General features: G+C 61.9%; 7 protein-coding genes. 1 reads left to right on the top strand and 6 read right to left on the bottom strand.

All coding sequences use genetic code 11. From position 1 onward, the window contains the following. Positions 1–335: 335 nt before the first annotated feature. The 3 genes from AAGA68_24845 to AAGA68_24835 all read right to left on the bottom strand — a co-directional run bounded on the left by AAGA68_24845 (position 336) and on the right by AAGA68_24835 (position 2,315). Entirely contained in the window at positions 336–878 is a 543-nt protein-coding gene (locus tag AAGA68_24845) for a hypothetical protein (GenBank protein ID MEM9388303.1), read from the bottom strand. A gap of 146 nt (positions 879–1,024) precedes the next feature. Beyond that, complete coding sequence (locus tag AAGA68_24840; protein ID MEM9388302.1) at positions 1,025–1,771, bottom strand: class III extradiol ring-cleavage dioxygenase; 747 nt, start codon at positions 1,769–1,771, stop codon at positions 1,025–1,027. A gap of 46 nt (positions 1,772–1,817) precedes the next feature. Further along, positions 1,818–2,315, bottom strand: a complete 498-nt coding sequence (locus tag AAGA68_24835) for a DoxX family protein (protein ID MEM9388301.1) — start codon at positions 2,313–2,315, stop codon at positions 1,818–1,820. A gap of 80 nt (positions 2,316–2,395) precedes the next feature. Between AAGA68_24835 and AAGA68_24830 the strand changes: the two genes are divergently transcribed. Continuing rightward, positions 2,396–3,295, top strand: a complete 900-nt coding sequence (locus tag AAGA68_24830; protein ID MEM9388300.1) for a LysR family transcriptional regulator — start codon at positions 2,396–2,398, stop codon at positions 3,293–3,295. A 3-nt stretch (positions 3,296–3,298) separates the two neighbouring features. Here the strand turns inward: AAGA68_24830 and AAGA68_24825 are convergent, their stop codons facing one another. From AAGA68_24825 to AAGA68_24815, 3 genes are all read right to left on the bottom strand, one after another. Continuing rightward, the gene (locus AAGA68_24825; protein ID MEM9388299.1) at positions 3,299–3,910 is read right to left on the bottom strand and encodes an ECF-type sigma factor; all 612 of its coding nucleotides are present in this window, start codon (positions 3,908–3,910) and stop codon (positions 3,299–3,301) included. Positions 3,911–5,860: 1,950 nt separating this feature from the next. Next, complete coding sequence (gene def, locus AAGA68_24820) at positions 5,861–6,373, bottom strand: peptide deformylase (protein ID MEM9388298.1); 513 nt, start codon at positions 6,371–6,373, stop codon at positions 5,861–5,863. Continuing rightward, positions 6,370–7,815 (bottom strand): PucC family protein, encoded by a 1,446-nt coding sequence (locus AAGA68_24815; protein ID MEM9388297.1) that lies wholly within the window; start codon positions 7,813–7,815, stop codon positions 6,370–6,372. The genes def and AAGA68_24815 overlap by 4 nt, the downstream gene beginning before the upstream one ends. Positions 7,816–7,865: the final 50 nt, after the last annotated feature.

The raw sequence follows: 7,865 nt of genomic DNA, 5'->3' as shown, positions 1-7,865 counted from the left end.
GCATGAGCGACCCCAACACTCGGAAAACGCCGGCCTCAACCCTGAGAACGCCTCACAGGCACTCGCTCAGCTGCGGTCAACGCCCTACGATCTCATCTCAGGGGCTCAACGCCACACCTCATGAATAAAGCAGGCTAGCGCCCGCTAGAAATACGCACCAGCCCCCAAACGCTCTATGCCGTTGCCTAGTGTTCGCAAAGTGCTGCGATAACACGGACCCAGGAATAAGACTGTAAGGCACTACGAAGCCTAATAGAACAGCTGACACGCTTCTGGCGCCAGAGGGGCAGACGAGCTCGAAGCCACACCCCTACTGATCAGCGCACGCTACTCGACTAGGCCTCGCCCCTGATCACTCGGCCGGCGCGACGCAGCCTCATTACGAACGTGTTGTAGCGGAAGTGATCCAACAACCTTCCGCCGCTCGCGACCAGACAGGCCAAGAACAAGAAGAAGGCGAACCAGAACGGGAACTGAAAGGCAACCACTATCAGCCCTCCACCCTCTAGCATCGCCTCGCGCGCAATGGCCCCCCTGAGCGTCAGCAAAGCGCCCATGCCGAGTACCGAGGAAAGCGCCGTCACAATGCGCGCCTGAGCGACCGACACCAGTCCAAACGACAGACCGACGAAGGCTGCTACGAGGGCGACGAATGCGGCGGGCCGAGGTGGCACCAGCTCCCGATTGACTCGCGAGGGCGTCCGCCCGTCGAAGCTCGGCAAGTCTTTGACCTCTATAGTTGTGCCTACGACCATATCTAAACCGGTGAGCGTGTAGCTGGCCATGCCAGTGCACGACACGTTCACGAATGGGAGCAGGAACATCACGACGATTATCGCGCTCTTCGCCGATATCAACTTACCCCAGAAGTCTGGCATTGCTAGCCCTCAACACCCTGTACCCGCCCCTAAGGTAGCCCGCACAAGTGAATTTCGCTAGGTATGCTCACGCGAGAGCAGCACCCACCGTCCCTGCAGTGCAACTCCTAGTCGCCCAGCCCAGCCCCGAGGTCAGTTCCACAGAACTAATCCCAACCATAGGCGTCCATCGCTAGAACATCGTGCATCACGCTCTCATGCAGGGGCCGTGCACCCGCGATGCCGAACGTGCCCAGCAACACGAACAGCGGCATCAGGTGCTCCGGGGTGGGGTGGTTGCGCGCGGCGTACGGGGCGTAAGAGCGATAGGCCAACAGCGTATCGATGTCTTCACGCGCGATAGCCTCGTGCAGCCATTGACGAAAATCCTGTACCCAGCCAGGGGTGCACCCGGTCTGGCTGCGCTCGGGGACCGCATGGGTCAACGATCCCGAGCCGATCAGCAGCACGCCGTCCGGCAAAGCCGCCCCTAGCACCGCGCCAAGTCCCAGGTGACGCTCTGGAAGCAATCTCGGATCGGCGCCGTCAGTCAACAGGCTCACCTGCACCACCGGTACATCGGCCCGCGGCAGCAACTCGAGCAGCGGCACCCAAGCACCGTGATCGAGGCCACGACGCGCAACCGCCCGCACGGGAAGCGCCGGATGGGCGCGGCTGATCGCCTCGCTGAGTTTCAGCGCCAGTTCGGGTGCCCCGGGAGCCGGGTACACCGTCTCGCCGAGAACTGCTGGAAACCCAACGAAATCGTGCACGGTAGCTGGTGACGGATCCGCACTCACTTGCACGTAGGGGTGTTTGTGATGCGCGGACACTACGACGACCGCCGAGGGTGTGGGCATTCGCCGCCCCAAATCACGCCAGAACTGGCGCGCCGGATGAGCCCCCAACAGCACGTCGGGCGCTCCGTGCGATAGGAACAGACCGCGCATCGCGACTGGGTCAAACCGCTGCGCTTGCGGCTGCGGTGGGTTCGCGTGCCGGAACACTCACCGGTAGACGAAGCCGCCAGTCACCGGCGCCTAGAAGCACCTGCACCCCCGTGGTAAGGGCGAGAAGGGCCGGGAACTCCCAGCCGCCACCGCTGTTCGTAAACAGCCATCCCGAGCCGCTGTGGGCCCATGTAGCACCGAAGCTGACGCCTAGCAGCGCGATCGCTACGGATCGTACCGCCACCCCGGTCAGCAGCGCAATGCCGCCGATCGCTTCGACGAGGAAAACCGCGTACGCGAGCCCACCGGGAAGGCCGAGAGATTCGAAGAACTGGGCCGTGCCAGGCAGGGTGAATACGAATAGCTTCAGGTAGACGCTGTGGGCGAGGAATACAGCGCCGAGGCCCAAACGGAGGGTTAGCGCAGCGGCATTGTGGGAGGGGTTCGGATTCATCTTGGTGATCTCCTGGAATGGTGTGTTGGTGGTGCCGTGGGCACCGATGGACACAGGCTAGATCTTGCATCCTTGCCTCGATAGCCCAACTATGGAAATCTGATCTTGCAGATCTGCAAGCTTGAGTCTGCTCGATGAACTGGAATGACATCCCCATCGCCCTGGCGATCGCCAAGCGCGGTTCGCTATCTGGGGCCGCGGACGCCCTCGGCAAGAACCACTCGACCGTGTTTCGGCGCCTCAACGCCCTCGAGCAAGCCCTAGGTGTGCGCTTGTTCGATCGCTTACCCTCGGGCTACCTTCCTACAGCGGCGGGCAGTGAGTTGCTTGCCAACGCGGAGCGCGCCGCCGATGCCGTGGATGACCTCGCCCGGGCCGCCCAGGGGCGAGACGAGCGACCTGCAGGCGACGTTCGCCTCACCACCAACGCCAACCTGGCCGCAGATCACGTCGCCCCAGTCTTGGCAGAGCTGTCCATCACCCATCCTGATCTACGGGTAGAGGTAATCGTCAGTGACTCCGAGTACGATCTAACGCGTCGCGAGGCCGATCTGGCCCTTCGCGCCACCCGTAGTCCGCCCGAACATCTGGTGGGCCGAAAGGTAACCGACTACCAATGGTATTTGGCGGGCAGCGAAGATTACTTACGCCGTTGGGGAGAGCCTCACCTAGAGGAAGACCTAGCTAATCACCGCTACGTCGGCCCCGCGCCGGCCCTTGCCGCGCTTCCAGCCCTACGTTGGTTGACCGAGCGAACCGGGAGGCATCAAATGACCGCGACCGCTAACGCCTTCACCACCATGGCCGCCCTGGCCAGCGCGGGGCTCGGCTTAGCCGTGCTGCCGAGCGACCAGGTCGCCCCCGAGCTTCGTCGAGTGCTTCGCATTCCCCTGCGCGCCAGCGACGCGGGATCCCTGTGGATCCTAAGCCACCCGGACCTACGCGAGGTGACACGCATTCGCGCCGTCGCCAATGCGCTCTACGACGGTCTCAGGGGGCATCCGATCTTCGAGCTGTCGCCGCCCGAGAGCTGAGTCCTACTGGGCAGTCGAGGCGTTGTCCCGTCGGAACTGGCGCAGCAACCACGCTCTGGCCACGGCCCAGTCGCGCTTGACTGTGCTCTGGGAAATGTCGAGAGCCACCGCAATCTCGTCCACTCCCAGTCCACCGAACACCCGACACTCGACGATCTGCTCCTGCCGCGGGCTCAGGGCGCGCAACTGAGCAAGCGCATCATCGAGCTCGACAATCTGCTCAAGGGCCTCCCCCATGGCCAGCTCTTTATCATCCAGCAGGGTGAAGTGAAGGTCCCCCCCTCGCTTCTGCCGTGACCGTGAGCGCGCGTGATCCACGATGATGCGCCGCATGGCCTGGGCAGCCGCGCCGAAGAAATAGGCGCGTCCGCGCGAAGAAACCCGGGTGTCGTCTACCAACTTCAGATAAGCGTCGTGCACCAAGCCAGTCGTGCACAGGGAGTAGCGCTCGTGTTCACGGCCCAGCTGACGGCTCGCCATTGCGCGCAACTCATCGTAGACGAGGGGAAGCACAGCTTCCATCCGTCCGCTGCTCCCACCGCCGCCGTCGACCAATAGTTCTGTTAGTGCTTCGTGAGCGCCCCTAGCCCGCGACGTATCCGCTCCCTCGGCCATAATCCCTGCCCTTTGGCGGTCAGCATTGGTCCGGGTGATCCTACGCCGAGGAACCTAACCTCTCAAGCGCCTGCAAAGCGGGTGGGCATCGAGTACGAACGCCTTTGAGGCTCCCGCCGGCGGTGGGTTTGCGAGCTGAGGACATAGGGCCAAGGCTACGCAGCATTGCGTTAGTTCTCGGCACGCAGGGGCGGCCTCACTTGCATGTAGGGACGATGCTGAAAGGGACAACCGATCGATGAGCAGACAACGATACCAAACCGAGATCGCAGTTCTGCTCAGCGGTCATTTCGCCCTCGGTTTGCGACCAGTGCTTCATGTCCCTCTGCACTTCGGCGAGTGCAGCTCCTTTCAATCACCCCTTCCTGCGAGAAGTGGCGCACTCTCACGGTGGCCAACGCGCTGCAGAACGACCGCCAAGCAAATCCGCCAAAAACCGTGTCTGTCCCAGGGTTCGGTCGGTGCTGTAAGCGTCCTCCGACTTGCTGTCTTGCCAGACCGGCGAGGTAGCCAGCCCCGCCCCATGGCAGTGTCCGATACGGCGAGTTCAAGTCACTAGCAAGAGTCCCGCGTCTGGCGCGGCAGTTCATTGGGTACGAAACCGTGACGCGGCATAGATTACGGGAACGACGGTTCTCACGATGCATCAGACGGCGTACATTCTTTGGGGAGCCACTGAGGTCCGGAACCCCACTTACCGACCGGCACGCGGAAGCGGCCAGTCCGAGTTTCGGACTCCAAGCAGAAGGTGGAGACTAGGTCGAATGGGGATTCCGCGGCGCGGCCCTAATGGGAGTAATCCAGCTGTCCGATGCATCTGCTTGGTTGCGATCGGATGGGCATCGGTCGCGAATGGACAGCTGCACTTTGAGACCTACCGGGGGTATTTCCTCGTGGGTCAGTTCGGGGAGGTCTGCACGACCTGTGAGGCCGCGGTGCTCTGTGAGCAGGGGGTAACTCCTCCTAAGCACGGGGCCATACCCGACGCTGGCGACTTCACAGTCTTCCACCTGCAGACACGCAGTTTTTGGTCGCAAATCTCTACCATCTGGGAACTTATCTTGGCGGCAGTCGACGAGCAAAGGCTCGCTTCGCGGGGGCATACCCGACCGGTGCATGTTTATCATGTCGAAGCCGGCACCTGGTCTACGCCGACGGTTACCGAAGCCCGCCTGCGCTTGGAACCAGCTGTGCTCGAATTCGGACCTATTCGCATCGACCGTCTCACCAAAGCCTGGCGCCGGGGTAACGACAACTCCGTGAGCGGCTTCTGTGAGAATCTACCTTTGTGGGACGCGCTAGAGGCAATTGACGCTCGCGCCCCGAGAGCGCCGGGATGACAGTGCAGGAACGACACGGCGTCCCGGAGCCGATCTGGTCGTGGCGATGGATCGCGTTGCATCCCTTGCGCTTCATTGGCATTCAAGCGCATCTGTTTCTGCGAACTGCCTTCGCCCTATTCTGGCTGGCGGCTGGAGTCAACAAACTGCTCGCCGGATGGTTGACAAGCGATGTGCTGCGAGAGGTGTTTCTGGAGCGTCTCACACAAATGCCGCCTGGCGCATTCGCTTCGCTATTCCTGCAACACGTAGCGATCCCCCTGTACATCCCGGTTGCGCTGGTGATGATTGTCGGCGAGATCTACCTACGTGGGCGTTGGTCTGCTCCTAGGCCTAACCACACGTATAGCAGCGGGGAGCAGTCTGTTTATCCTATTATGCGTCGCGATAGGTGGATTCTACGACGCCTCGCTGATCCCATTTTTTGCCCTTAACCTGATGTTTCTTTGCTGGCGTTCCGGGTTGTGGCTCGGCCTAGACCGCTATCGAGCAACGCGAGGAACACGCGCACGGGCCTACGCGGCGAGCACCCCTGTCTCATCCTTCGCTTTGCCGCGCAACGGTGGAGTAGAGATGCGCCTAGAAGCGGGAGACGCAAGCTCGACGTGTGTTAGGCGGCGGGGCGCTGCAGCCCCGCACGTACTGCAGCCGCGCCACGCATGTACAGGCGCTGCCATAATGCCATCCGATCGGTGAAGAGCTTGCCGGCTAGATGATCCATCTCGTGCTGCACGCAAACTGCATGCATGCCCTCTAGATCTCTCTCGAACAGTTGCCCTTGCGTATTCAAAGCGCGAACACGCACCGCATCCACTCGCGATACCACGCCTTCCAAGCCTGGTAGCGAGAGGCAGCTCTCCTCGACCATGCAACGCCGCCCCGTAAGCTGTACCTGCGGATTGATGTAGATCTCGGCTGCATTTCGCGCCTCGGACATATCTACAACCAACAGCTGAAGAGAATGCCCGACTTGCGGCGCAGACAGCCCGATGCCACTTGTGCTGTGAAGTGTTTCTACAAGGTCACGGGCAAGACACTCGAGTGCTTCATCAAACCTCTCTACCGGCTCGGCGATCAAACGCAGACGCGGATCAGGTTCCTCGATGATCTGCAGGCGACTCATGGACTGCTCGTCGCCTCCGCAAGCTCCACGCGGTCCCCCCCAATCGACTCGGCTGTGGGCGCTGCCGAGCGCCTCTTTCGCAGCAGGGGCACGGTCACCATCAGGGTCACCAGCAGGAGGGCGATCTCCAAGGCGTAGACCGCGTGATAGCCCGACGCAATCGCTCGCTCTGCGCCACCCATCAGGGCGGTGACGAGATCTCTCGTAGCACCACTGAATGCAACTGCCACCCCGGCTGCCGTGGCCTGGACGGCCCCCCATGCGCCGATTGCCAGACCTGCCTGCTTGGCCGGCGCACGCGACATAGTCGCCGTTAGAGTGGCGTGGCCAAACAGCGCCCCCCCAAATCCGATTAGGAAATTTCCAAGCAGAAACAGCGGAGGGACCTGTAGCGGCGCTGCGGCCATCACCAACCCGAAGGCTGGAAGGCCCACCACTACACCAATCAACGCAGCTAGGTACGGGTCATTTCTTCGTTGGCCCAAGGAATATGAAGCCCACGCAAACCCGAATAGCCCACCGAGGGCTAGGATTGCTGTCAATCGGGTCGTCGCGCTGACCGACAGCGACAGGACCTGACCGCCAAAGGGCTCCAGCAAGATGTCCGCCATCCCGAAAGCCATCGTGCCCAATCCGACGACTGCCAGACGCCGAGTCGTTCGCTCACCCTTGCAAAAATGCGCCCAGGATTCGGAGAAACTTGGGTCCTGCTGAGCGGCCTCCCGGGTTTGACCCGGCGTGAGACGCGACTCCTGCTTCCACATCGCCACAGCGTTGAGCACCAGCGTCGCCGCCGCTGCGCCGTGAATGACGCGTACCAAGCGCCCGGGGGTGTAGTCGGTTAGTGCCCAACCAAAAATCAGCGCGCTGCCAATCATCCCAATTAGCAACATTACGTACATCAGCCCGACGACTTTCGGGTGGGACTCAGGATCCGTCAAGTCCGTCGCCAGGGCCAGGCCAGCGGTCTGTACCGTATGAGCGCCAGCGCCGACAAGTAAGAAGGCTATCGCGGCCGACCCCTGGCCGATCCACGCCGGAGCATCCGCCGACGCGCCCTTCCCTGCCAGGACCAGTAAGGCGAACGGCATTATCGCAAAGCCGCCCCATTGAAGCAGGGAGCCATTCCATATGAAGGGAACTCGCCGCCACCCAAGTTCGCACCGATGTGTATCAGAGCGAAATCCGATAAGCGCCCTGAAGGGGGCCACCACGAGAGGCAAGGCGAGCATGAGGCCCACTAGGGATGCGGGCACACCGAGTTCGACGATCATGACTCGGTTCAAGGTGCCTACAAGAAGCACCAGAGCCATGCCCACCGACACTTGAAAGAGGGAGAGACGAATCAAACGGTGCAGCGGGAGGTCCGGGGTAGCGATGTCCAAAAAGGGCAGCCAACTTGGGCTCAGTCCTTCCGCCCGCTTAGGGCCCCGCTCTGTCATGGTGGTCTTGCTCCGGAATCGTCCCTAAGAGGGGGTCGGGGGAGCCCCCG

The organism is Pseudomonadota bacterium (assembly GCA_039193195.1).
GTDB lineage: Bacteria > Pseudomonadota > Gammaproteobacteria > Steroidobacterales > JBCBZW01 > JBCBZW01.
The sequence above is the reverse complement of the archived record's forward strand: the minus strand, read 5'-3'. Positions and strand labels throughout refer to the sequence as shown.